Below are 23,491 nucleotides of genomic sequence, written 5' to 3' on the forward strand. Positions count from 1 at the left end.
CTCGATAAGGAAGCAGATGTAAGTGCAGAATGCCCCCCAACTGAGTTGTGTGACTTGCCTCACCCGGGTAGGACATAACCACAACAGGCGGGAGACCCTTTGGAGAACCTCCCGCCTGTCTGGCTTATTCAACAATAACTAACTCTGTTTATTACAAGATGCCTTGTGCCATCATGGCCTTGGCCACTTTCATGAAGCCGGCGATGTTGGCACCCTTCACGTAGTTGGTGTAGGTATCGCTCTCCTTGCCGTAGCGGGTACACTGCTCGTGAATGTCGTGCATGATTTGTTTCAGTTTCTGGTCCACCTCTTCGGCCGTCCAGCTGATCTTCATGGAGTTTTGCGTCATCTCCAAGCCGCTCACCGACACGCCGCCGGCATTGGCTGCTTTGCCCGGAGCGTAGAGAATCTTGGCTGCGAGGAACTGCTCGATGGCCTCGGGGGTCGAGGGCATGTTGGCACCCTCCGATACGGCGAAACAGCCGTTGGCCAGCAGGGTGCGGGCATCGTCGCCGTCGAGTTCGTTCTGGGTGGCACTGGGCATGGCGATGTCGCACTTCTCGCCCCAGGGACGTCCGCCCTCGACATATTTGCAACCATACTCCTCGGCATATTCGCGTATGCGGCCGCGGTAGAGGTTTTTAAGTTCAAAGATATAGGCCAGTTTCTTTTCGTCGATGCCGTCGGGATCGTAGATGTAGCCGTCGCTGTCGGACATGGTCACTACCTTGGCTCCCAACGAGATGAGTTTTTGCACGGTGTATTGAGCCACGTTGCCCGAACCCGATACGGTGACTACCTTGCCTTTGAGGTCGATGCCGCGGGTTTTGAGCATCTCGAGCAGGAAATAGACGTTGCCGTAGCCGGTGGCCTCGGGACGAATGAGCGAACCGCCGAATTCGAGTCCTTTGCCGGTGAAGGTTCCCGTGTTCTCGCGGGCCAGTTTCTTGTACATGCCGTACATGTAGCTTACCTCGCGTCCGCCCACGCCGATGTCGCCGGCCGGCACGTCAGTATCAGGGCCGATGTAGCGCCACAGTTCGGTCACGAAGGCCTGGCAGAAGCGCATGATTTCCATGTCGGATTTGCCCTTGGGGCTGAAATCGGATCCGCCTTTACCGCCACCCATCGGCAGCGTGGTGAGGGCATTTTTGAAGGTCTGCTCGAAGGCGAGGAATTTCAGAATAGAAGGATTGACCGACGAGTGGAACCGGATACCTCCCTTGTAGGGACCGATAGCGTTGTTGTGTTGCACACGGTAGCCCATGTTGGTCTGCACGCGACCCTGGTCATCGACCCAGGTGACCCGGAACGAGAAGATGCGGTCGGGGATACACAAGCGTTCAATCAGGTTGTAGCGGTCAAACTCGGGGTGCTGGTTGTACACCTCCTCGATGGTCGACAATACCTCTTCCACCGCCTGGTGGTACTCCGGCTCGTTGGGGAATCGGCGTTTCAATTCGTTCAATACTTCTGTCGTTTTCATTGATAAGTATGTTATTTGGTTAGATGGATGCGACTGCCTGTGTAATACCCTGCAAGTGTGCAGATTGGAACCGTAGCCTGGTGCCGCTTATGGGTTCAATCTGATGACAATCTGTGCCAAATAGAGGGCATTTTGCTTTGCATGTGCCGGCAAAGATAGTAAAAAGAAATAAAGTGAAAGCATTTTTACAGAAAAACTTTCACTTTAAAATAAAAATTGACAAAATAATATCTATTTGAGTGGTTTATGGGCTGTGATGTGTAAGATACTTCATATTTATGCTATTTCGCCACGGGTTGAAGCCCCATAGCGGCAGCCGTCTCGAGCATGAACTGACGGGCGGGCTCGTGCTCGTTGGGAATCTTCCCGTCGAGAATTGCCTCTTTGATGGCCGACAGGATTTCACCCACTGGTCGCGAGGGGGGAAGCCCGAAAGTCTCCATGATTTCTTCACCGCGTATGGGCAGCTTCATGTTGCGAATGCTGTCCTTCTCTTCGATTTCGCGCAGTTTGGTACGCACAAGTTCAAAGTTGTCGAGGAACCGTTTCACCTTCTCGCGGTTCTTCGAGGTGATGTCCGACTCGCAGAGTATCATCAGGTCGTCGATGTCGTCGCCTGCGTCGAAGAGCAACCGGCGCACGGCCGAGTCGGTAACCACCTCTTCGGCCAGCACGATGGGACGCATGTGCAGCCCCACCAGCTTCTGCACATATTTCATTTTGTCGTTGAGCGGCAACTTCATGCGGCGGAAGATACCGGGAATCATCTTCTCGCCCACGTAGTTGTGGTTGTGGAAGGTCCACCCCAGCCGGGCATCGTAGCGTTTGGTGCGGGGCTTGCCGATGTCGTGCAGCAGGGCAGCCCACCGCAGCCATTCGTTCTGACTGCGCAACGCCACATTGTCGAGCACGGCGAGCGTGTGGTAGAAGTTGTCCTTGTGACCGCGTCCCTCGACGGTTTCCACCCCTTTGAGCGCCGACAGCTCGGGGAAGATGAGGGGCAGCAGTTTGCACTCGTCGAGCAAGATGAAGCCCTTCGACGGAATGTCGGAGCGCATGATTTTGCCCAGTTCGTCGATGATGCGCTCTTTCGAGATAATCTCGATACGCGAGCAGTTACGCTCGATGGCGGCAAAGGTCTCGGGCTCGATTTGGAAGTTGAGTTGCGTGGCAAACCGTATGGCCCGCATCATGCGCAGGGGGTCGTCGCTGAATGTGACGTCGGGGTCGAGCGGGGTGCGAATGATGCCCCGTTCCAGGTCGGCCATACCCCCGAAGGGGTCGACCAGTTCGCCCCACCGGTCGTGGTTCAGACACAAGGCCAGGGCGTTGATGGTAAAGTCGCGCCGGTTCTGGTCGTCCTGCAAGGTACCGTCCTCGACCACCGGCTTGCGCGAGTCGTGACTGTACGACTCTTTGCGGGCGCCCACGAACTCGATTTCCAGATGCTCGTCCCGGCGGTTGTATTTTACCTGGGCCGTACCGAAATTGCGGAAGGTCGACAGGTGGGCCCGCTTGCCCAGCCGGGCGGCCAGCGCCTCGGCCAGCTCGATGCCGCTGCCCAGCGTGACGATGTCGATATCTTTGGAGGGGCGGTGCAGAAAGATGTCGCGCACATAGCCTCCGATGACGAAGCAGGGACGGTTCATCGCGTCGGCTACTTCGCCGATGAGCCGGAATATGGGTTGGTCCAGATGGTCGAGTATAAGCTGATTGTCGGCTTGCATAGCAATGGGATTGAATGAGGTGTAAAAGTACGACTTTTTTGCCATTGCGGCAAGAGCCGTCGGCGACTAATACCAGTCGAGGCTGTTGTAGGAGTTGCCGTGTTTGTCGTATTTGAGGTCTTGCAACAGCGACGATTTCACGCTGATGTGGAAATTGTACGACTTGTAGGGACCCACCGGCACAAAACTGGCACTCATCGACCAGCAGTGCATGTCGCGGGTGACGTTGCAGTTCATGTAGGCAATCTTCTTGGCATTGAAATCGTAGCTGGCCGAGAAGTTGAACGACCAGTTTTTCGTGAGGTTGATGTTGCCCGAGAGGCTGAGGTTCTGGGTGAACCGGCCGTTATACTCCATCTTCTTTTTGTTGAATGTGCCGTACCCATAGTTGACCGAGTAGTTGATGGAGAGGCTCCACGGGATTTCCCAGATGGAGTAACCGTCGGGGCCGAACTGTACATCGGAGTCGCCGGGTGCCTCCTCTTCCTCGTCGCCCGAATTGGGATCGGTCGGCAGTGCGTTGGGCTGTTGCCTCTGTTGCTGCGTGTTCTTGGAATCGGAGTCTTTATCTTTCTTCTTGAAGGTGTCGTTGTTGAAGGTATAAGAGAACGAGGTGCCCGTGCTCGACAACCGACCGATCCCCTTGCCCACGGTCCAGCGAGGTTTGTTCACCCGCACGGGGTTTCCGTATCGGTCGAGCTGGTAGGTATAGGTATCCCACACGGCACTCATCTGCAAGTTGAAATTCTTGGTCAGCTTGATGAGAATCGAGGTATTCAGGTTGCTCCATTTCATGGAGTCGGCCGCCATGTTGTAGCTCATGTTGGCCGAGAGGTTCTCGATGAGCGAAATCTTGCGCACGCCGGTCGAGTCGCGGTCCGACTTGACCTTCATCTCCAAGTTGTTCGACACGGCAAACGACACGGTTCCCTGCCGGCCCTGCGACACCGTACCATACACGCCGTTCGAGAAGGGCGAGTATTTGGTCGTCACCGTCTCGCCATATTCGTTGACATAGGAGTAGGAATCCCAGAATCCATACCGGGGTGCACTGAAATCGGGCGCGGCACTGAACGATATCGTGGGGGTGAAGATGTGGCGAATGGCCTGCACCTTGTCGCCGAATATCTTCCACGGGGTGTAGAAACCGTAGAGCTTGGTGTCGGCACTCAACGAACCGTAGTAGTTGTACACGTTGTAGAAGCCGTAGACCGTATCGCGCACGACGCGCGCCTGTTGCGTGTCCCAATCCTGCATCACCTTGTTGGAGTACATGCGGTCGGTAAAGTTGAAGCTGGCGGTGAGGTTCAAGTATTTGAACAGGTTGAAGGTGGCCGAGATGGGTATGTTGTGATACATGCCGTTGCGCCAGTCCTTGATGAGGTTCGATTTGAGAATCTGGTCCTGCTTGGTGAGAATCGAGTTCTGGAAGCGTCCGCTGTACGACAGCTGTATCCGTTCGTACCATCGCTCGTTACCCACCACCGTTTTCCGCTTGAAGGGATAGACCTGCCCCATCGATATGGTGAGGTTGGGGAACGACACGTTCAACGTGGAGTCCTGGGTGCGCTGGGTGACGTTGGCCGTGGCCGAGAAGCTCCACGGCGAGTTGGGCACGCGGTAGGTCATGTTGACCGTCGAACTCTTGGTGTTCTCGGTGAAGGCGTTGGCGTTGTAGTAGCTGTTCAGGTCGTTGCGGGTGTATCCGCTGGTGGTATAGTTCACGCTGGCCGAGAGCGACATGTTGGGGTTGTTCTTGGTATCCTGGGTGTGAGTCCATGCGACTTTGAAGTTTTTCATCTTGGAGTAGTCGGGCAACCCCTTGTCGCCCGTAATGGTGGTGATGAAACTCAAATCGACGTTACCCGAGTATTTGTACCGCTTGATGTAGGCCGACCGGGCGTTGACACCCCACGACCCCTTGGTGTAGATTTCGCCGGTGAGGGCCAGGTCGACATAGTCGTTGATGGCAAAGTAGTAACCGCCGTCGCGCAGGTAGTAGCCCCGTTCCAACTCGTCGCCGAAGGTGGGCATGATGATACCCGACGAATATTTCTCGGTGAAGGGGAAGAAGCCGAAGGGTATGGCCAGCGGCAGGGGCACGTCGGCCAGCACCATGTAGGCGGGTCCCGTGACGATGTTTTTCTTGGGACGCACCTTGGCCTGTGTCAGTTGCAGGTAGAAGTGCGGGTGCTCGTGGTTGTCGCAGGTGGTGTACTTGCCGTCCTTCATGTAGAACTCGTCGTTGTCCATCTTCTTGGTCTGGCCGCCGGTCAGATAGCCTTCGCCCTGCTGGGTCACGATGTTGGTGATGTAGCCCTTCTTGGTCTTGAAGTTGTAGTGCATGGTCTCCGACTCGTACTCGCCGCTCTTGTCCTTGAATACGGGGCGTCCCACGATGTCGCCCACCGTATCGGGACGGCCTACGGCGTAGACCTGGCTGCTGTCCATGTTCATCTCTATCTGGTCGGCATTCAGCTCCATGCCGTCGAACTGAACGACTCCTTTCCCGTACATGTACACCTCGTTGCCGTTGGTAAAGACAATCGAGTCGTTGGCCTGGTAGTCGACCACCGAGGTGAGCCCGTTCTTTTTCTTTTTGGGTACCGAGTCGGTGGCCAGTGAATCGTTCGAGAGCGAATCGGCCGCAAGGGAGTCGACACCGGTACTGTCGGGCAGAGCCGGCACTGCAAGCGGCAAGGCGGTTGCCGAGCTGTCGTTTGCGGGGGTAGAATCGGCCGATGTCGCCGCAGAATATGACGGGTGCCTGTCTTGTGCAATGAGCGACACAAACAGGGAAGAGAATAGAAGCGATAAAAGTATGGCGTATTTTTTACTCTCTTTTGACATCGGGGTGTCCATCTGTAATCAAAGCGCAAAAATACACATTTTCTACGACTTATCGGCCTTTGGACTTTATTTAATATATTTTATTCTCTGTTGGGACAGACTTGACCGAATCGATTGAGCCTCGGCCGGTTAGAGAAACAGCTTGGCCATTTCGTCGAACCGCCGCAACGAATCTTCGCTATACCGGGCCACGCTTTGGCGCACTTTGTCGAGGGGTTTCTCCCGATCGGGGTTCGACTTGGAGTAGAATTTGTCGGCCAGGCACACGAGCTTCTCTTCGAGCGTGACCGGGCAGAGGTCGCGATGCGGCAGGGGCAGATTCTGGGCGATGATGTCGTCGACGGTGAGTCCCGTGCCGGTGTGACGTTCGCACACGAGAGCGTGCCGGGGATAGCCGTCGGCCCGCATCAGTTCGGCCCCCAGTATGCCGTGGCAGATGTAAGGCTTGTCGCCCATGCAGTAAATCGAAGGGGCGTGAGTGAGGAATACGCCGATGTCGTGGAGCATGGCGGCTTCGTAGACAAAGTCGAGATCGAGGTTAAGTTCGGGGTGGGCCTTGGCCAGTTGCAGGGCCTTCTCGGCTACCAGCCGACTGTGCGACCACACGCTTTGGTAGAGTGGGGTGCCCGGTTGGTAGTATTTGTTGAAAACAGCTTGAACGTCCATGACTGTGAAATAGGTTGATAAAGCGGCAGCCCGAAGCGCATTGCTCTCGGGCTGCCGGATATGGGGGTGATTGTCGATTACTCTACGATGGTAACCCAGTGGTGCGTATCGGGCTCGTCGCCATATTGAATGGCGCGCAGCTTGTGATAGAGTTTTTCGCAGATGGGACCGGGTTTGCCGTCTTTCGAGAATACATACGACTTGTTTTCGTCGAGATCGTCGATGCGGGCGATGGGGCTGATTACGGCAGCCGTACCGCAGGCTCCGGCTTCGTCGAACGTGGCAAGTTCCTCCTCGGGTACCTGACGCACCTCGACGGTCATGCCCATGTCTTCGGCCAGTTGCATGAGGCTCTTGTTGGTAATCGAGGGGAGAATCGAGGTCGATTTGGGGGTGATGTAGCTGTTGCCCCGGATTCCGAAGAAGTTGGCCGGGCCGCATTCGTCGATATATTTCTTCTCCTTGGCATCGAGATAGAGCACGGCCGAGTAGCCCATGGCATGAGCCTTCTCGCCCGAAACCAGGCTGGCGGCATAGTTACCACCCACTTTGTAGCGGCCGGTGCCGAGCGGTGCGGCGCGGTCGTACTGGCGCAGGATAACCATGGGAGTAGGTTTGAAACCCTCCTTGAAGTACGGGCCTACCGGCGAAACGAAGACAATGAAGAGGTATTCCTTGGCCGGTTTTACACCTACCTGAGCCGATGTGCCGATGAGCAGCGGGCGAATGTAGAGCGAAGCGCCGCTCTCGTAGGGAGGTACGAAGCGTTCGTTTTTCTTGACCACCGTCAAGATGGCTTCGTTAAATTTCTCGGTGGGCAACTCGGGCATCATGATACCACGGCACGAGCTTTGCAGACGGGCGGCGTTCTCGTCCATGCGGAAGATGCGAATCTTTCCGTCCTTTCCCCGGAAGGCTTTCATACCCTCGAAAGCCTCTTGTCCGTAGTGCAGGCAGGTGGCTGCCATGTGTATTTCAAATGTTTGTGAACTGGTAACCGTGATGTCGCCCCATTTTCCGTCTTTGTAGGTGCATCGTACATTGTAGTCGGTGGGCATATAGCCGAACGACAGGTTTGACCAATCGATACTTTCCATAATTTCGATGTTTATGTGTTTGACTTTATAAGGACAAAGATAGGAATAAAAGCCGAGAATTAGAAATTTGGGGGCTAATTAGTTTACCGGGAATCTGTGAACCGATGCTCCTGCTGGTGCAGAACCGGTGTTGATGCTCCGACATTTGTCAATGCCGGACGATTGCCGCTTTTTGTCGTGAAGGCAGGGTGAGATTACAGGGCGACTTTCTGGGTGCGGCCTTCGATTTTGACCAGGTAGATGCCGCGGGTACCTATCTTGATTTCCGACAGGCCGGGATTGAGCGTGCGGTCGGTAACGACCTGCCCCAAGATGGTGTAGATGGTTACCTGTATCTTGCGGGGGGTGCGCACATAGATGTTGCCCTCTTTGCTCGATACCTCGATTGCCTGCTCGCGGGAGTTGTTGTCGCTGCGGTTGTTGTCGTTGAGAGTCCATACGGCCTGTTCCGCAGAAATCTGTGCGAAAGTCTGCAGTGCGATGGCTGCACCCAAAGCCAGAGCGAAGAGTATGGCGTATAGCTTTTTCATATCGGCAACAATATATCTACGGCAAAGATAACCTTTTTTTGTCGTATTGGTATACGGGAGTCCGTTAAATGTGGCTTTTGGGCGCTTAAAATTTGTAGGTGCGCCGGGGATTTTTGGGGAACCACCCCTTTTGCACCCGCTTTTCCTGGTCGAAGAGCTCTTTGATGGTCCAGAACGAGGAGAAGGCAAACACGCCGGCCAGTGACGAAAGCATCACATTTTCGAGCCATAGCGAGGCGGCGATTCCGCCCAGCCCGAGCAGCAGGAAAATCCACCAGCAGCGGGTGCCCCAGTAGTACTCGGCTTTGATGACGACCGGGTGAAACAGCCCGATGATGAGGAAGGTGCAGACCCCGATAACAAGTCCTTGCAGATGATAGTCAAGAATGAAATCCATAACGAAACAGTAAAGAGTAATGGTCGATGATTGTGCCACGCGATACCTCTCGTCGGGAGTAGGCTTCGAGGAGACGTGGCCTGCAAAAATAAAAATTCCCGTCGAAAGTAAAACTCTTCAACGGGAACTTAGTTCGCTCGAAAATTATATTTCTTTGAAACAGCTACGGGGGGCCTGGCATACCGGGCATTTGAAATCGTCGGTCAATTCGCCTTCGTGAATGTAGCCGCACACCTCGCACACATACCGCTTGGTGCTTTGGGGACGGGGTGTTTCAGGGGTATTGGGCGTTTCCGGCTCGGCCACATAGGTGGGGGCGTTCTTGGGAGCCCGTCCCTTGATCACCTGGTGATAGTAGGCATAGGTCATGGGAGTGCCGTCGTCGGGCAGGGTGTCGATGACCCGGGCGAAGAATACGTCGTGGGTCTCGTTGTCGGCCACATGCAGCAGTTCGCAGATGATGTGTCCGGCAAATTTCCCTTTCAGCACCGGGGTGTCGTGTTGCCACGAGTAGTCGCGTCCCTCGTATTTGTTGCGATCGCGTCCGCACTGGAAGCCGAAGGTGGTGATGAGGCTTGCGTCGCTCTCCTCGGCCAGAATGGCCAGGCTGAACCGGCGGTGCCGCAAGATGGCATCGTGGGTGTAGTTGTTCTTGTTCATCGAGATGGCCACGATGGGATTCTCGCTGGTCACCTGGAAACAGGTGTTGATGATGCAGCCCGTGGGGCGTCCGTTATCGCTGGTCCCTACTACGTAGAGGCCGTAAGTGATTTGTCGTAAGGCGTTTATATCCATATCGGTACAGGGTGAACGAAACCCCTGTCGGTCGGCTCTGCCGGAGCCACTGACAGGGGTCGGGGCGATTATTAGTAGTTGTTCTTTTTCCGTTCAAAGTAGGCACGCGGGTGAGCGCAGGCCGGGCATTGTTCGGGGGCATTCTTGCCGCGGTACACGTATCCGCAGTTGCGGCATTGCCATTCAATCTCTTCGTCGGCCGAGAATACGGTTCCGTTCTCGACATTGGCCAGCAGTTTGCGATAGCGTTTTTCGTGTTCGGCTTCCACCTTGGCTACATTGCGGAAGGTGAGGGCTACGGCGGGGAATCCCTCTTGTTCGGCTACGTCGGCAAAGTGAGGATAGAGGTCTACCCACTCTTCGTTTTCACCCTCGGCAGCAGCTTTCAGGTTTTCGGCCGTGGTGCCGATAACTCCGGCGGGGAAGGCAGCCGTAATCTCGACCATGCCCCCTTCGAGGTATTTGAAGAATTTCTTGGCATGCTCTTTCTCCTGTTCGGCCGTCTCCATGAAGATGGCGCTGATTTGTTCAAAACCCTCTTTCTTGGCCACGCTGGCAAAGAAGGTGTAGCGGGTGCGGGCTTGTGATTCACCGGCGAACGACTTTAACAGATTCTGTTCGGTCTGAGTTCCTTTGATACTTTTCATGACGTTTCGTTTTTGTTGATGTGTTTGGTTTATAGGATTTGATTTCTGGTGCAAATGTAATTAGAATAGTTCTAATTCTAAAATTATTCTATATAAAAATATTCGATTTTAAGAATATTTTTGAATCGGGGGTAAAGATAGCCTTTTGAGTGAGAGAAACAAATAAAAAACCGAAATAATGTAGGATTACCGAGGCCGACAAGTAGTCTGCCTTGTTTTTGCCGGTGGGAAGCAGGGAGCCCGGAACTTTTGGCGGAAGTTTGTGGTGGCAAAGGTGATGAGGGGGAGCAAGGTTCCGTTTGATGAAATGAGAGATGCCCTGTTTTGTTTTCGTAAATCTTTTCTTATTTTTGTTGAAACTTATAAAGAGTAGGGGGCTCTTTTTCGTAGAGAGCCCGGTAACTCGAATTAAATGCTCCACCATGATAATAGAGAAATTGCCGGGAACAGACGCACGGCTCTATATGCTTGTTGCGCCGTTGGTCATGAGTGTTCCCGTTATTCGGCAAAACAACAATTATCCGTTTAAGACATCGCGCAAGCACTTGTGGTTTGTGGCCTTGGACCGCGATTCGGTTGTAGGATTCATGCCTGTCGAGCGCAAAACGGCCGGAGCATATATCGATAACTATTATGCGGCCGGCGATTCGCCCGAACTGTTGATGGAGCTCATCGGGGCGGCTGTTGCCGAGTTTGCTCCGGAGTTACCACTCAGTGCAATGGTGCATGTGAGGCACGCCGATATATTCAAAGCCTGCGGTTTTTCGCCGGTGAAGAACTGGAAGTTATATGTCAAAATGGAGTACGGGGACAATGAACAGTTTCAGAAACAGCGTGTATGACGTAACCATGGAGCGGCTCGACCGCATATTTACCGATTTCGACCATGTCTACGTCTCCTTTTCGGGCGGAAAAGACAGCGGCGTGTTGCTGAACCTCTGCATCGACTATATTCGCCGCAAGCAGCCGGGCCGCCGACTGGGCGTGTTTCACATCGACTATGAGGTGCAGTATCAGGAGACCATTCGCTATGTCGACCGGGTGCTGGCCTCCAACGCCGATATACTGGACGTCTATCGGGTGTGCGTGCCCTGCAAGGTGTTGACCTGCACCTCGATGTTCCAGAGTTACTGGCGACCGTGGGAGGAGTCGAAGCGCGAAATGTGGGTGCGGGAGATGCCCGAAGGTGCCTATACGCGGGAAGATTTCGACTTCTTCACCGATGACTTGTGGGACTATGAGTTTCAAATCAAATTTGCCGAGTGGCTGCACAAGCGGAAGTCGGCCCAGCGTACTTGTTGCCTGATAGGTATACGCAGTCAGGAGAGCCTGAACCGTTGGCGCACGGTACACAGTGACCGCAACTATAAAAAGTACAAGGGGCTGAAATGGATTCGCGAGATGAAATACGGCATTTGCAATGCCTACCCCATACACGATTGGCTCACGACCGACATCTGGGTGGCCAACGGCCGTTTCCGTTGGGACTACAACCGCCTCTACGACCTCTACTATCGGGCGGGCGTCCCCCTCGACAAGCAGCGGGTAGCCAGCCCCTTTATCTCGCAGGCTATTTCGAGCCTGCGCCTCTACCGGGCCATCGACCCCGACACGTGGGGCAAGATGGTGAACCGGGTCAACGGGGTGAATTTTGCCGGTCTGTACGGTCGCTCCTCGATGATGGGTTGGCATTCGGTGAAGCTGCCGCCCGGCATGACGTGGGAGCGGTATCTCCATTTCCTGTTGCAGACCCTGCCCGAGGAGACGCGGCGCAACTACCAGCGCAAACTGGCGGTGAGCATCAACTTCTGGCGCGAGAAGGGAGGCTGTCTGGCCGACGAGACCATCGAGAAACTCGAAGCCATGGGCATTCCTATCGTCGTGGGCGACCATTCCAACTACAAGACCGCCAAGCGCCCGGTCAAGATGGAGTATCTCGACGACATCGACCTGCCCGAATTCAAGGAGTTGCCCACCTTCAAGCGCATGTGCATCTGCATTCTCAAAAACGACCACACCTGCAAGTATATGGGCTTTTCGCTCAACAAGGTCGAGAAGGAGTTGAAAGATCGAGTTATGGAAAAGTATAAAACATTATAAAAGAGATGGAAGAGTATAAAAGTCCGGTCTACCGGGTCATCGCCGTCCCGGTGGAGAAGGTGGTGGCCAATACCTATAATCCCAACGTAGTGGCTCCGCCCGAGATGAAGTTGCTTGAACTCTCGATTTGGGAGGACGGCTACACGATGCCTTGTGTGTGCTACTACCGGCCCGATACCGACCAGTACGAGCTGGTCGACGGTTTTCACCGCTACAAGGTAATGCTCACCTCGCCCCGCATCTATGAGCGGGAGAGGGGACTGTTGCCGGTGGTGGTCATCGACAAGGACATCTCGAACCGCATGGCCTCGACCATTCGCCACAACCGGGCCCGGGGCACGCATAACGTCGAGCTGATGTGCGAAATCGTTTCGGAGTTGACCAAGGCCGGCATGTCCGACAGTTGGATTATGAAGAACATCGGTATGGATAAGGACGAATTGTTGCGCTACAAGCAGATTTCGGGCTTGGCCGAACTCTTTGCCGATAAGGAGTTCAGCCTCACGACGGAGATATAGTTCACCTGGGCTGCCGGGCGATCTTGTAAAAACGACAAGGGCTGTACCCCGTTGCGGGTACGGCCCTTGTCGTGTGTAGTCCGGCGGCACTTGTCCGAGTGCCCGGGTGCGGGTTATTTCGCATGGCCTGCCGGCTGGTGCATACCGGCCAGGAACAGGTGGTTCTGACGGGCGTAGTCGAGGAAATGGCGTCGTTTCTGGATAGCCGCTTGCGGGTCCATGTCGTAGGCGGCGCAAATCTCGGGGTGAGCCAGTTGCAGGGCGGCACCGTGCACCAGGTCGCCGGCGATGATAAACTTGCCCACCTGGTAGGCCGTGTGTCCCGGGGTGTGTCCCGCGCAGTTGAGGGCAACCACTCCACAGGGCAGTGTGTCGCCATAGGCCACCAGGTGCAGACGCTCCTTGTAGGCCTCCATCGTAGCCACGACCTGAGCCTTTTGCTCGTCGGGCATCTGCGTCCAAGCGTCATACTCCTGTTGGGCGGCATAGACCTCGGCCCGGGGGAATACCACCGAGTCGCCCTTCATCATGCCGCCGATGTGGTCGCCGTGGAAGTGAGTCAGGTAGAGGTAGTCGATGTCGGCCGGAGTGACTCCTACGGCCGACAGATTGGTGAGCAACCGGCTGTCGGGGGCTCCCATACCCGTGTCGAACAAGATGCGCTTGCCGTCGATTTCAAGCAGGAAGGTGCTGACCGATGCGGGAACTCCCTGGCTTATTCCCAGACTGTCAATGAGTGCTTGCGGCAGTTCGCCGAAGAGGCTCAGCTGCATCAGCCGCTCCTGGGCATTGTCTCTGATTTGGGTCAGTATGCTGTCGCACACGGTGGTGATGCTGTCGGTGCAGGCAAAGAGAGCCTGCTCTTCGTCGGTGGCCGAAGCCTGCTTCTGCGACTGGCTGCACCCGCCCGCGCACATTGAGGCCAGCAGCACGCCCGATACTAAAAAGATACCTTTTCTAATTATACGATCGATTTGTTTAATAGGGTTTTCGATGAAGCAAAAGTAAAACATTTCACGCGCTTTGTCAAGGGGAAGATTTTCCTTTTTGGAGAGGTGTAAAGCAAGAAGCGAGACTCGCCGGGGCCAGTCTCGCTTCCTGTATGTGATAGGGAAGGGGTGTCGGTTACATGATACCTCTTTCACGCAGTTTCAACTGCCATTTCCAGGCCGAAGCCAGCGTGTCTTCGATACCTGTCTCGGCAGTCCAGCCCAATACCTTGTTGGCCTTGGCGGGGTTGGCCCACACCTGTTCGATGTCGCCTTCGCGACGGCCTACGATTTTGTGGGGAACCTTTACACCCGTGGCCTTTTCAAAGGCGTTGATCAGTTCGAGCACCGATACGCCGCGGCCCGTGCCCAGGTTGAAGATTTCGATAGCCTCGGGCGATTTCTTTTCGAGCATGCGGTTCATGGCAATCACGTGAGCCTTGGCCAGGTCGACCACGTTGATGTAGTCGCGAATGCACGACCCGTCGGGCGTGTTGTAGTCATCGCCGAACACGCTCAGCTCCTTGCGGATACCGATAGCCGTCTGGGTGAGGTAGGGAATGAGGTTTTGGGGTACGCCGTTGGGCAGCTCGCCGATTTCGGCACTGGGGTGAGCTCCGATGGGGTTGAAGTAGCGGAGGATAATCGATTTGAAAGGTGCGTTGGCGTGGAGCGTATCTTTGATAATCTCCTCGCTGATCTGTTTTGTGTTGCCGTAGGGCGACAGAGCCGGTTTGATGGGAGCCGTTTCGTCGACCGGCAGCACGTCGGGCTGACCGTAGACCGTGCACGACGACGAGAAGACGATGCCCTCTACGCCAAACTCGGGCATGAGTGTGAGCAGGTTGATGAGCGACAGCAGGTTGTTGCGGTAGTAGAGCAACGGTTTCTGTACCGATTCGCCCACTGCCTTGCTGGCTGCGAAGTGGATAATACCCTTGATGCCCGGGTTATCCTGGAAGAGCTTGCGCAACGCCTCGATGTCGGTACAGTCGGCCTGTACGAAAGTGGGGCGCACGCCCGTGATGCGTTCGATGCCATCGAGCACCTCGATGTTCGAGTTGGACAAATTGTCGATGATAACAACTTCGTAGCCTGCGTTTTGCAGCTCTACGGTCGAGTGGGAGCCGATGTAACCCGTTCCCCCGGTAACCAAAATCTTTCCTTTCATGACGATAGGTTTGTTTTTTATTTGTTCTGAGCTACAAAGATATAAAAGACGAATGGAAAGGGGGTATGTTCCCTTGAATTTTTTTGTCGTTCAGTGTCGTTTCTCTTTCAAAATACATAAGGAAGAATGACGGAAAGAGAGGGTACTGTTCAATCCGTTAATAGATAAAGAATCTCCTCTCCCTCCTGGTCAAATGAAAACAGCGAGAATTTGTTCGGAATAATAGAGTAAGCTATTGTGCATTAGAAAATAATATGCTAACTTTGCACCGCTTTTTGAAAATTCCGTGTGATGGGAAATTAAGGAGCAAGAGAAAACAACTTAATTTTGAGTAACACAAAACCACAAAACAATGAAAACATTCCAATTGAATGGTACGGCCCGTACCGATCTGGGCAAGAAAGCTGTTAAAGAGTTGCGTAAACAAAACCTGATTCCCGCCGTGCTCAATGGTGGCGAACTGGTTGACCTGCCTTATACCGGCACGTTGAAACCCTGCGAGAAACTGGTAGAACTTACCGGCGGTAAAAAAGGTATCATCGTTACCGACTTTACAGTAACCAAAGACTCTGTTCGCAAACTGGTTTACACTCCCGATATCTTTGCCGTAGAGCTGAACATCGACGGTGAGAAGAAGATGGCCGTTTTGAAAGACCTGCAATTCCACCCCGTAACCGATAATATCCTGCACATGGATTTCCTCGAAGTAACCGACAAGAAACCGGTTGTAATGGAAGTTCCCGTTCAACTCGAAGGTCACTCCGAAGGTGTGCGTGCCGGTGGTAAACTGAGCCTCTCGATGAGAAAACTCAAAGTAAAAGCCATCTACACCAATATCCCCGAGCGTCTGGTAATCAACATCGACAACCTGGGATTGGGCAAGACGCTGCAAGTAGGCGACCTCCACTTCGAGGGTCTCGAACTGATGAACGCCAAGAACGCCGTGGTTTGCGCCGTCAACTTGACTCGTGCCGCCCGTGGTGCTCAGGCTAAACAAGACTAATTAATCCCCATCTGTGTATAGATGAAATATCTGATTGTAGGGCTGGGTAATATCGGTTACGAATACGAGAATACCCGGCATAACATAGGATTCAGAGTATTGGACGCCTTGGCTAAGGCGTCCAATCTCGTTTTTACCGACGGCCGTTACGGCGCCACCTGCGAGTTGCGCATCAAGGGACGCACCCTCGTGTTGCTCAAACCATCGACCTATATGAACCTGAGCGGCAATGCCGTGCGCTACTGGTTGCAGAAGGAGAATATCCCCATCGAAAATCTGCTTGTCGTGGTCGACGATCTGGCACTCCCCTTCGGTACCCTGCGGCTGAAACCCAAGGGCAGCGATGCCGGGCACAACGGGTTGAAGCACATCTGCGCTACGCTGGGCACCCAGGAGTATGCCCGGTTGCGTTTCGGGATAGGCAACGACTTTCCGCGGGGCGGTCAGGTCGATTTCGTGCTGGGAGCCTTTCCCCCCGAGCAAGAGGCCGAACTGCCCGAGAAACTCGAACGGGCCGGCGAGATTATCAAGAGTTTCTGTCTGGCCGGTGTGCAGCAGACCATGAACCAGTACAACAACAAATAGGAACTATGGCAAAAGAGGAGGTAAGAATCGATAAGTTCATGTGGGCTACCCGCATCTTCAAGACCCGCACCATTGCCACCGAAGCCTGCAAGAAGGGTCGGGTGATGGTCGACGGCGTGGGGGTGAAACCTTCGCGCACGGTCAAGGTGGGCGACACGATACAGGTGCGCAAGCCGCCCGTGACCTACTCGTTCAAGATACTGGCTCTGGCCGAGAACCGAATGGGGGCCAAGCTGGTACCCGGCTATCTCGAAAACATCACGCCGCCCGAGCAATATGAATTGCTCGACATGGTGCGCATCAGCGGCTTTGTCAACCGGCAGAAGGGGCTGGGACGCCCCACGAAGCGCGATGGCCGGCAGATGGCTCAGTTCCTCGAATCGCAATATGCCGACGATGGTTTCGATTTTGATTTCGATTTCGATGACGACATCGACGACGAAGATGATGAATATTAAATATCTTTAAATTTGGGCCAAAAGGGTAACCCGTTTAACCTCATTCCGCCCGATTGGGTTTACCTTTGTCGTTGCAAAACCAATCAGTATGTGGGCTAAAAGGCTGAAAATAGTGATCTTGTTGCTGGCGGGTTGTTTGGGAATCCTCTCAACGGTACTCCCCCACCATCACCACGCCAATGGCATGATATGCCTCGAACTCACGTTGCCCGGTTGCGACGACTCCCATTCCGATACGTCCGATGAAAACGCGGGCGATTGCACCGGCTGCAACTGGTTTGCCTACAAAATTCCGGTCGATTTGGCCTCGCTTCATCAACACCTTCTTAAATTTGCCCCGGTCAAGATTCTGCTGGGCACGTGGGCCGTGTTGACCGACTGGGTGGTCGATACCCCCGACGAGGCTCCCGCATGGAACGTCTTTGTCGAGCGGCTTCATACGGCCGTCTTTCTCAAAACCCTCGGACTGAGGGCCCCTCCCGTTGCATAGGTATATGAACCGATTACTCCCGGTGGTGAAGAGCCGTGGAGCGATGCGATTGTGCCGCCTCTGAGCAGAGCCGGCACGGTTGAAACATATTTTCTTACATTAAATATATACCTATGAAACGAACTATTTTATTGTACATAACCATTCTATCTTATATATTGTGGAGTTGCTCCGGTTCGTCGTCGCATGAAGCACACCAGCACAGCGACCACATTGAGGAGCACGACCATGAGCACAGCGAAAGCGAAGGTCACGACCATGCCGCCGAAGGCCATGGCGACGAAATTATCCTGAAAAAAGCCGAGGCCGATGCCATCGGCCTCACCACCAAAACCATGAAGCCCGAGCGTTTCCACAGTGTGATTCCCTGCTCGGGAACCCTCTCGGCCGCCCAGGGCGACGAGATGACGGTGGTTGCCCCCGTTGCCGGGGTGGTATCGTTGGCCGGACGGCACATTGCCGACGGTAGTCAGGTGGCCAAAGGGAGTGTGCTGCTGCACCTCTCGTCCAAGAAACTGGCGGCCGGCGATCCGGCCAGCAAGGCCTATATCGACTATGAGACGGCTCGCAAGGCCTACGAACGGGCCGGCGAACTGGTGAAAGATCAGATTATCTCGCGGCAGGAGTATGAACAAACCGCCCGCGACTACGAGACCGCCCGGCTTGCCTATGAGGCAATGGGGGGCAGTCGCTCGGGTAGTGCCGTGCAGGCGCCCATGACCGGCTATCTGAAAAATATTCTGGTGAGCGACGGCGACTTTGTGGAGATGGGACAGCCGCTGATGACCCTCTCGCAGAACCGCCGCTTGCAGTTGCGGGCCGAGGTGCCTCAGCGCTATTACAAGGAGTTGCCCACCATCGTGACGGCCAACTTCAAGACCACCTACGACGACCGGGTCTACGACCTCACCCAACTCAACGGCAAGTTGCTCAGCTACGGCCGCGGCACCTTGGCGGGTGGAGCCTATGTGCCCGTAGTCTTCGAACTCGACAACCGAGGCGAGGTGGTTCCCGGGGCTTGTGTCGAGGTCTATCTACGTTCGTCGGCCGTCGACAGCGCTCTGGTTGTGCCCGTCTCGGCCCTCACCGAGGAGCAGGGACTCTACTTTGTCTACCTGCGTCTCGACGAGGAGGGGTATAAGAAACAAGAGGTGTCGATAGGCGATACCGACGGGGCCAATGTGCGCATTCTTTCGGGCCTGCACGAGGGCGACCGCGTGGTGACCCGCGGTGTCTATCAGGTGAAACTGGCCGCCAACAGCGGCGTCATACCCGAAGGCCATTCCCACAACCACTAATACCCGGCAGCCATGTTGAATAAGATTATCCGATATTCGTTGAACAATCGGCTGCTTGTGTTGGTAGCTTCGATTTTGTTGATGTTTGCGGGGATTTATACCTCGCTTAAAATGGACGTCGATGTCTTTCCCGACCTGAATGCTCCCACCGTAGTGGTCATGACCGAGGCACCGGGTATGGCTCCCGAAGAGGTGGAGCGCCTGGTTACCTTCCCGGTAGAGACTGCCCTCAACGGGGCCACCGATGTGCGTCGGGTGCGCTCGTCGTCGACCACCGGCTTCTCGGTCGTATGGGTTGAGTTTGACTGGGGTACCGACATCTATCGGGCCCGTCAGATTACCTCCGAAAAATTGGCCGTCGTGGGCGAGAGCCTGCCCCAGGGGGTGGGTACCCCCACGCTGGGTCCTCAATCGTCTATCCTGGGCGAGATGATGATTATCGGCCTCACCTCCGATACCACTTCGCTGCGCGACCTGCGCACGCTGGCCGACTGGACTATCCGTCCCCGCCTGCTCTCCATTGGCGGGGTGGCCCAGGTAACCGTCATCGGCGGCGAGATGAAAGAGTACCAGATTTTGCTCGACCTGCCTCGTATGAAGCAGTATGGCGTCTCGCTCGACGAGGTGCTGGCCGCTGCCCGCGAGATGAACCGCAACGCCAACGGCGGTATCCTGTATGAATATGGCAACGAGTACATCATACGCGGGGCCGTGGCTACGACCGACATCGACGCCATTGCCAAGGCGGTGGTGAAGCGGATTGACGGGGTACCCCTCTTGATGGGCGATATTGCCGAGGTGAAGATTGGCGACAAGGCTCCCAAACTGGGGTGCGCTTCGGTCGAGGCTCACCCGGCTGTCCTGCTCACAGTGACCAAGCAGCCCAATACCAGTACGCTCGACCTGACCGACCAGTTGTTGAAGTCGGTCGATGAGTTGAAGAAGAACATGCCGGCCGATGTAACCGTGTCGACCGACATCTTCCGTCAGTCGCACTTTATCGAGAGTTCTATCGACAATGTGAAGAAGTCGCTTTACGAGGGTGCCATCTTCGTGGTAATCGTTCTCTTCTTCTTCCTGATGAATGTGCGCACCACCGTGATTTCGCTGGTTGCCTTGCCCTTGTCGTTGCTCTTCTCGATACTGGCTCTGCACTTCATGGGCTTCACCATCAACACGATGAGCTTGGGCGGTATGGCCATCGCCATCGGGTCGCTGGTCGACGATGCCATTGTCGACGTCGAGAATGTCTACAAGCATTTGCGCGAGAACCGGCAGTTGCCGCCCGGCGAACGCAAACCGGTTATCGAGGTGGTGTTCGAGGCCTCGCGCGAGGTGCGTATGCCTATCCTCAACTCCACGCTCATCATTATCGTCACCTTTATCCCCCTCTTCTTCCTCACCGGTATGGAGGGACGCATGCTGGTTCCGCTGGGTATCGCCTTCATCGTGGCTCTGTTTGCTTCGACCCTTGTGGCCCTCACCCTTACGCCGGTGCTGTGCAGCTACCTGCTGGGCAAGGGGGGCGACGACCATAAACTGGCCCGCGAACCTTTCGTGGCCCGCACGCTGAAAAAGTATTACGGACGCGCCTTGGAGTGGTCGTTGAGTCACCGTCGCGAGGTGCTGGGCGGTACCATCGTGCTGTTTGTAGCGGCGCTGATTACCTTCTTCACGTTGGGGCGTAGCTTCTTGCCCTCGTTCAACGAAGGGTCGTTTACGATTAACGTCAGCACGCTGCCCGGTATCTCGCTCGAAGAGTCGGACAACATCGGCCGCCGGGCCGAACAGCTGTTGCTCGAAGTGCCCGAGATAAAGACGGTAGCCCGCAAGACGGGTCGGGCCGAGCTCGACGAGCACGCTCTGGGAGTGAATACCTCGGAAATCGAGGCCCCCTTTGAACTGAAAGAGCGCTCGCATGCCGAGGTGGTGGCCGATGTACGCAAGAAGCTCTCGGTTCTCCCTGGCGTCAACATCGAGATAGGTCAACCCATCTCGCACCGCATCGACGCCATGCTCTCGGGTACGCAGGCCCGCATCGCCATTAAGCTCTTTGGCGACGACCTCAACCGCATGTTCATGCTGGGTAACCAGATCAAGAAGAATATCTCGACCATCGACGGTGTGGTCGACCTCAATGTCGAGCAGCAGATCGAGCGGCCGCAGCTGAAAATCACGCCGCGTCGCGAGATGCTGGCTCGCTACGGGGTGACGATGGCCGAGTTCTCGCAGTTTATCGACGTGGCTCTGGCCGGCGAGGTGGTTTCGCAGGTCTACGAGGGTAGCCGCACCTTCGATCTGACGGTCAAGGTAAAGGACGACGAACGGGCTTCGGCGGCCCGCATCGGCGACCTGATGATCGACACGCAGGAGGGCAAGGTGCCGTTGAGCACGCTGGCCGAAATCAAGTCGGCCACCGGCCCCAACACCATCAACCGCGAGAATGTCAAGCGCAAGATTGTCATCTCGGCCAACGTGAGCGACCGCGACCTGCGCAGCGTGGTCGACGACATTCGGGAACGCATCGACGAGACCGTCATGCTGCCCGAAGGCTACTTCATCGAGTATGGCGGACAGTTCGAGAGCGAAGTCGCAGCCTCGCGCACCCTCTCGGTCGTGTCGCTCTTCTCGCTGCTGGTGGTCTTCCTGTTGCTGTACAACCAGTTCCGCAGCGCCTCGCAGTCGGCCGTTATCCTGTTGAACCTCCCCTTGGCGCTGATAGGCGGAGTCTTTATCCTCCGCTTCACCACGGGCGAGATCAGTATCCCCGCCATCATCGGCTTCATCTCGCTCTTCGGTATCGCCACCCGCAACGGAATGCTGCTCGTGTCGCACTACAACACCATGCTGGCCGAGGGGCACTCGCTGCACGAGACCATATTGCATGGCTCGCTCGACCGGTTGAACCCCATCTTGATGACGGCACTCACCTCGGCGCTGGCGCTTATCCCGCTGGCTTTGGGCGGCGACCTGCCGGGCAACGAGATACAGAGCCCCATGGCCAAGGTGATTCTGGGCGGGTTGATTACCTCGACCTTCCTCAACGCCTTTGTGGTGCCGGTCGTTTACTGGATTATGAACCGTAAAAAAGAAAACCGATGAGAAAGATGATTCTTCTGCTCTGCGCACTCACGCTGTCGGGTGCTGGAGCTCAAAACAATATGGCCGACATCCTTTCATGCATCGAGGCCAACAACCCCCAGCTGAAAGCCGGGGCCCAGATGGTACTGAGCCAGAAGGCCGAGGTGTCGTCGCAAAATTCGCTAGCCGACCCCACCTTCGAGTTGGAACACCTGTGGGGTGCCCAGAATGCCGGAGACCGCAAGTACGACATTACCGTGTTGCAGTCCTTCGATTTCCCGTCGCTCTATGTGCAGCGCAACCGGGTGGGTAACCTCAAACGCTCGCTCTACGACGGGCAGCAGACCTTGTTGCGGCAGCAGGTATTGTTGCAGGCCAAGGAGTTGTGCCTGCGCATCGTCTACCTGAACCGCTGCATCGAGTTGAGCGACAAGCGGCTGGCTGCGGCCGACGAACTGGCCCGGCTCTACCGGGGCAAACTCGAATCGGGCGATGCCGCCATTCTCGACGTGAACAAAATCGAAATCGAACAGCTCAATGTCACCACCGCCAACACGCGGCTGCGCAACGAACTCGCCACCTGTCTGGCTCAGTTGCGGGCCTTGAACGGCGGCGAGGCGCTTGACGTGGAGCTCTCGGCTCTGATCTATCCCGAGGCAGTGTTGCCCGCCTCGTTCGACGAGTTGAAAACCCAGGCCTTGCAGGCCGACCCCGAGTTGCAGTTGCTGCGGCAGGAGAGCCTTATCGCCGACAAGTCGGTGGCTCTCAACCGTTCGGGCTGGTTGCCCAAGTTTGAATTGGGCTACCGCCATGCCTACGAGTTGGGCGAGCGGTTCAACGGCTTTGCGGTAGGAGTCTCCATACCCCTGTTTGCCAACCGCAAGAAGGTCAAGATGGCCAAGGCTCAGGCGCTGGCCGGGACCTTTGCCGTGAACAATCGCGAACAGCAGGCACTGGCCGAGTTGCAGAGCGCCTATGACGAGGCGGTGACCTTGAAACAGAATCACGCCCGCTACGACCTGTTGACCCGGCAGAACAATCTGGGATTGTTGCAGAAGGCCTTGGCCACCGGGAAAATCTCGATGGTCGAGTATCTTGTCGATGCCACGCAACTCTACGAAGCCTTCGACAACCGGCTCTCGCTCGAGTATGAATACCAGCTGCGACTGGCCCGCCTCTATAAATTTGAATTGTAATAGCGGCAGGCTGTGTGCCGTTAAGACAGTTTGTTATATCTCCCCCATGCCCTTGTGGCATGGGGGATTTTTGTTTCGTAGTAGACGAGCGCCGACCTTCGCTTTTTCATCATTCTTGGAGGTAAAGTCGGGGAGGAACTTTTGAAAAAATGCCCGTATACGTGAATGCCGATAAGGCGTAACCTCTTTTTGTGATTATAATATGCTGGTTAATAGATAAATATATTCTTATTGGTCGTGGGGCTTTCAAGAGATTGAGCGATGATTCCTGGCGTGTGAATGTTAAAAAACTTTATATATGAAAATATTTTCCATTGGAAAATTGTTTTTATGGAAAATAGGTCGCATCTTTGCCATGTAATTTCTAACGGAATATATTTCCATAGAATAATAAATAAGCATAAAAC

The 23,491-nt window shown here is 55.2% G+C and carries 21 protein-coding genes; 10 read left to right on the forward strand and 11 right to left on the reverse strand.

Going from position 1 to position 23,491, the window contains the following annotated elements:
* Positions 1 to 151: 151 nt before the first annotated feature.
* From BARVI_RS08505 to rbr, 9 genes are all read right to left on the reverse strand, one after another.
* Positions 152 to 1,486 carry an NADP-specific glutamate dehydrogenase gene (locus tag BARVI_RS08505; RefSeq protein ID WP_025278824.1) on the reverse strand — a complete coding sequence of 445 codons (1,335 nt, stop codon included), beginning with the start codon at positions 1,484 to 1,486 and terminating at the stop codon, positions 152 to 154.
* Between the two features lie 281 nt (positions 1,487 to 1,767).
* Entirely contained in the window at positions 1,768 to 3,213 is a 1,446-nt protein-coding gene (locus BARVI_RS08510) for a CCA tRNA nucleotidyltransferase (RefSeq protein ID WP_025278825.1), read from the reverse strand.
* A gap of 66 nt (positions 3,214 to 3,279) precedes the next feature.
* Entirely contained in the window at positions 3,280 to 6,063 is a 2,784-nt protein-coding gene (locus BARVI_RS08515; RefSeq protein WP_025278826.1) for a putative LPS assembly protein LptD, read from the reverse strand.
* Between the two features lie 129 nt (positions 6,064 to 6,192).
* A complete protein-coding gene (locus BARVI_RS08520; protein ID WP_025278827.1) occupies positions 6,193 to 6,729 on the reverse strand; it encodes an HD domain-containing protein in 537 nt (178 codons plus the stop codon).
* A gap of 77 nt (positions 6,730 to 6,806) precedes the next feature.
* A complete protein-coding gene (locus BARVI_RS08525; protein ID WP_025278828.1) occupies positions 6,807 to 7,826 on the reverse strand; it encodes a branched-chain amino acid aminotransferase in 1,020 nt (339 codons plus the stop codon).
* Positions 7,827 to 8,020: 194 nt separating this feature from the next.
* Positions 8,021 to 8,356: a DUF6383 domain-containing protein gene (locus BARVI_RS08530; RefSeq protein ID WP_025278829.1), complete on the reverse strand. Its 336-nt coding sequence runs from the start codon at positions 8,354 to 8,356 to the stop codon at positions 8,021 to 8,023.
* Between the two features lie 85 nt (positions 8,357 to 8,441).
* Positions 8,442 to 8,753: a DUF4491 family protein gene (locus tag BARVI_RS08535; RefSeq protein WP_025278830.1), complete on the reverse strand. Its 312-nt coding sequence runs from the start codon at positions 8,751 to 8,753 to the stop codon at positions 8,442 to 8,444.
* Positions 8,754 to 8,897: 144 nt separating this feature from the next.
* Complete coding sequence (locus BARVI_RS08540) at positions 8,898 to 9,548, reverse strand: flavin reductase (RefSeq protein WP_025278831.1); 651 nt, start codon at positions 9,546 to 9,548, stop codon at positions 8,898 to 8,900.
* Between the two features lie 71 nt (positions 9,549 to 9,619).
* Entirely contained in the window at positions 9,620 to 10,195 is a 576-nt protein-coding gene (rbr, locus tag BARVI_RS08545; protein WP_025278832.1) for a rubrerythrin, read from the reverse strand.
* Between the two features lie 422 nt (positions 10,196 to 10,617).
* On the opposite strand from rbr, the gene BARVI_RS08550 reads away from it, so the two are divergent.
* The 3 genes from BARVI_RS08550 to BARVI_RS08560 are packed head-to-tail and all read left to right on the forward strand — an operon-like array spanning position 10,618 to position 12,813.
* Entirely contained in the window at positions 10,618 to 11,037 is a 420-nt protein-coding gene (locus BARVI_RS08550; protein ID WP_025278834.1) for a hypothetical protein, read from the forward strand.
* Entirely contained in the window at positions 11,009 to 12,295 is a 1,287-nt protein-coding gene (locus BARVI_RS08555) for a DUF3440 domain-containing protein (protein WP_025278835.1), read from the forward strand. Before BARVI_RS08550 ends, BARVI_RS08555 begins: the two co-directional genes overlap by 29 nt.
* Positions 12,296 to 12,300: 5 nt before the next feature.
* Positions 12,301 to 12,813 carry an IbrB-like domain-containing protein gene (locus BARVI_RS08560; protein WP_025278836.1) on the forward strand — a complete coding sequence of 171 codons (513 nt, stop codon included), beginning with the start codon at positions 12,301 to 12,303 and terminating at the stop codon, positions 12,811 to 12,813.
* A 113-nt stretch (positions 12,814 to 12,926) separates the two neighbouring features.
* Here the strand turns inward: BARVI_RS08560 and BARVI_RS08565 are convergent, their stop codons facing one another.
* Together BARVI_RS08565 and galE are read right to left on the reverse strand one after the other, a co-directional pair.
* Entirely contained in the window at positions 12,927 to 13,826 is a 900-nt protein-coding gene (locus tag BARVI_RS08565) for an MBL fold metallo-hydrolase (protein ID WP_025278837.1), read from the reverse strand.
* A gap of 112 nt (positions 13,827 to 13,938) precedes the next feature.
* Positions 13,939 to 14,973: a UDP-glucose 4-epimerase GalE gene (gene galE / locus BARVI_RS08570; RefSeq protein ID WP_025278838.1), complete on the reverse strand. Its 1,035-nt coding sequence runs from the start codon at positions 14,971 to 14,973 to the stop codon at positions 13,939 to 13,941.
* A gap of 352 nt (positions 14,974 to 15,325) precedes the next feature.
* On the opposite strand from galE, the gene BARVI_RS08575 reads away from it, so the two are divergent.
* From BARVI_RS08575 to BARVI_RS08605, 7 genes are all read left to right on the forward strand, one after another.
* Positions 15,326 to 15,976, forward strand: a complete 651-nt coding sequence (locus BARVI_RS08575) for a 50S ribosomal protein L25 (protein WP_025278839.1) — start codon at positions 15,326 to 15,328, stop codon at positions 15,974 to 15,976.
* A gap of 21 nt (positions 15,977 to 15,997) precedes the next feature.
* Entirely contained in the window at positions 15,998 to 16,561 is a 564-nt protein-coding gene (gene pth / locus BARVI_RS08580) for an aminoacyl-tRNA hydrolase (protein ID WP_025278840.1), read from the forward strand.
* Between the two features lie 5 nt (positions 16,562 to 16,566).
* Positions 16,567 to 17,019: an RNA-binding S4 domain-containing protein gene (locus BARVI_RS08585; RefSeq protein ID WP_025278841.1), complete on the forward strand. Its 453-nt coding sequence runs from the start codon at positions 16,567 to 16,569 to the stop codon at positions 17,017 to 17,019.
* Between the two features lie 88 nt (positions 17,020 to 17,107).
* Positions 17,108 to 17,509 (forward strand): DUF6769 family protein, encoded by a 402-nt coding sequence (locus BARVI_RS08590; RefSeq protein WP_025278842.1) that lies wholly within the window; start codon positions 17,108 to 17,110, stop codon positions 17,507 to 17,509.
* A gap of 113 nt (positions 17,510 to 17,622) precedes the next feature.
* The gene (locus tag BARVI_RS08595) at positions 17,623 to 18,807 is read left to right on the forward strand and encodes an efflux RND transporter periplasmic adaptor subunit (protein WP_025278843.1); all 1,185 of its coding nucleotides are present in this window, start codon (positions 17,623 to 17,625) and stop codon (positions 18,805 to 18,807) included.
* A 12-nt stretch (positions 18,808 to 18,819) separates the two neighbouring features.
* Complete coding sequence (locus BARVI_RS08600; protein WP_025278844.1) at positions 18,820 to 21,909, forward strand: efflux RND transporter permease subunit; 3,090 nt, start codon at positions 18,820 to 18,822, stop codon at positions 21,907 to 21,909.
* Positions 21,906 to 23,084: a TolC family protein gene (locus tag BARVI_RS08605; RefSeq protein WP_025278845.1), complete on the forward strand. Its 1,179-nt coding sequence runs from the start codon at positions 21,906 to 21,908 to the stop codon at positions 23,082 to 23,084. The genes BARVI_RS08600 and BARVI_RS08605 overlap by 4 nt, the downstream gene beginning before the upstream one ends.
* Positions 23,085 to 23,491: the final 407 nt, after the last annotated feature.

This window comes from Barnesiella viscericola DSM 18177, assembly GCF_000512915.1.
Taxonomy (GTDB): Bacteria; Bacteroidota; Bacteroidia; order Bacteroidales; family Barnesiellaceae; genus Barnesiella; species Barnesiella viscericola.

Excerpts from the sequence above, each read along its gene's own strand:
- BARVI_RS08565 (WP_025278837.1), bottom strand. The coding sequence starts at position 13,826 with ATGTTTTACTTTTGCTTCATCGAAAACCCTATTAAACAAATCGATCGT.
- BARVI_RS08595 (WP_025278843.1), top strand. The coding sequence starts at position 17,623 with ATGAAACGAACTATTTTATTGTACATAACCATTCTATCTTATATATTG.
- BARVI_RS08525 (WP_025278828.1), bottom strand. The coding sequence starts at position 7,826 with ATGGAAAGTATCGATTGGTCAAACCTGTCGTTCGGCTATATGCCCACC.
- BARVI_RS08510 (WP_025278825.1), bottom strand. The coding sequence starts at position 3,213 with ATGCAAGCCGACAATCAGCTTATACTCGACCATCTGGACCAACCCATA.
- rbr (WP_025278832.1), bottom strand. The coding sequence starts at position 10,195 with ATGAAAAGTATCAAAGGAACTCAGACCGAACAGAATCTGTTAAAGTCG.
- BARVI_RS08600 (WP_025278844.1), top strand. The coding sequence starts at position 18,820 with ATGTTGAATAAGATTATCCGATATTCGTTGAACAATCGGCTGCTTGTG.
- BARVI_RS08560 (WP_025278836.1), top strand. The coding sequence starts at position 12,301 with ATGGAAGAGTATAAAAGTCCGGTCTACCGGGTCATCGCCGTCCCGGTG.
- galE (WP_025278838.1), bottom strand. The coding sequence starts at position 14,973 with ATGAAAGGAAAGATTTTGGTTACCGGGGGAACGGGTTACATCGGCTCC.
- BARVI_RS08585 (WP_025278841.1), top strand. The coding sequence starts at position 16,567 with ATGGCAAAAGAGGAGGTAAGAATCGATAAGTTCATGTGGGCTACCCGC.
- BARVI_RS08575 (WP_025278839.1), top strand. The coding sequence starts at position 15,326 with ATGAAAACATTCCAATTGAATGGTACGGCCCGTACCGATCTGGGCAAG.
- BARVI_RS08530 (WP_025278829.1), bottom strand. The coding sequence starts at position 8,356 with ATGAAAAAGCTATACGCCATACTCTTCGCTCTGGCTTTGGGTGCAGCC.
- BARVI_RS08540 (WP_025278831.1), bottom strand. The coding sequence starts at position 9,548 with ATGGATATAAACGCCTTACGACAAATCACTTACGGCCTCTACGTAGTA.
- BARVI_RS08515 (WP_025278826.1), bottom strand. The coding sequence starts at position 6,063 with ATGTCAAAAGAGAGTAAAAAATACGCCATACTTTTATCGCTTCTATTC.
- pth (WP_025278840.1), top strand. The coding sequence starts at position 15,998 with ATGAAATATCTGATTGTAGGGCTGGGTAATATCGGTTACGAATACGAG.
- BARVI_RS08535 (WP_025278830.1), bottom strand. The coding sequence starts at position 8,753 with ATGGATTTCATTCTTGACTATCATCTGCAAGGACTTGTTATCGGGGTC.
- BARVI_RS08590 (WP_025278842.1), top strand. The coding sequence starts at position 17,108 with ATGTGGGCTAAAAGGCTGAAAATAGTGATCTTGTTGCTGGCGGGTTGT.
- BARVI_RS08555 (WP_025278835.1), top strand. The coding sequence starts at position 11,009 with ATGAACAGTTTCAGAAACAGCGTGTATGACGTAACCATGGAGCGGCTC.
- BARVI_RS08605 (WP_025278845.1), top strand. The coding sequence starts at position 21,906 with ATGAGAAAGATGATTCTTCTGCTCTGCGCACTCACGCTGTCGGGTGCT.
- BARVI_RS08550 (WP_025278834.1), top strand. The coding sequence starts at position 10,618 with ATGATAATAGAGAAATTGCCGGGAACAGACGCACGGCTCTATATGCTT.
- BARVI_RS08520 (WP_025278827.1), bottom strand. The coding sequence starts at position 6,729 with ATGGACGTTCAAGCTGTTTTCAACAAATACTACCAACCGGGCACCCCA.
- BARVI_RS08505 (WP_025278824.1), bottom strand. The coding sequence starts at position 1,486 with ATGAAAACGACAGAAGTATTGAACGAATTGAAACGCCGATTCCCCAAC.